The sequence below is a fragment of the Pseudomonas sp. IT-196MI5 genome (genome assembly GCF_949767415.1).
Taxonomy (GTDB): Bacteria; Pseudomonadota; Gammaproteobacteria; order Pseudomonadales; family Pseudomonadaceae; genus Aquipseudomonas.
On record NZ_CATKPZ010000074.1, the window covers coordinates 1 to 300 of the forward strand.

A 300-nucleotide genomic window follows, 5' to 3' on the forward strand; every position below is an offset into this window, starting at 1 on the left:
TCTAATCAAAAGACTAGAAATCAATATTCTCAGCGGAATATTCATTTCTAAACTCTCAAGCGTTTCGAAGCAGTTAATGGTGGAGCCAAACGGGATCGAACCGTTGACCTCCTGCGTGCAAGGCAGGCGCTCTCCCAGCTGAGCTATGGCCCCATACAAAATTGGTGGGTCTGGGCAGATTCGAACTGCCGACCTCACCCTTATCAGGGGTGCGCTCTAACCAACTGAGCTACAGACCCAATTTCGAGCGCGTAACTGTTAGCTTGGAGCTATCAGCTTGGAGCTTAAAGCTGCTTCTAT

At 49.0% G+C, this 300-nt stretch carries 2 tRNA genes; both read right to left on the reverse strand.

Annotation, left to right across the window (positions count from 1 at the left end):
* Nucleotides 1–77: 77 nt before the first annotated feature.
* Nucleotides 78–153: transfer RNA gene (locus tag ACM6IK_RS25715), tRNA-Ala, on the reverse strand.
* A gap of 9 nt (nt 154–162) precedes the next feature.
* Nucleotides 163–239: transfer RNA gene (locus ACM6IK_RS25720), tRNA-Ile, on the reverse strand.
* Between the last annotated feature and the right edge of the window lie 61 nt (nt 240–300).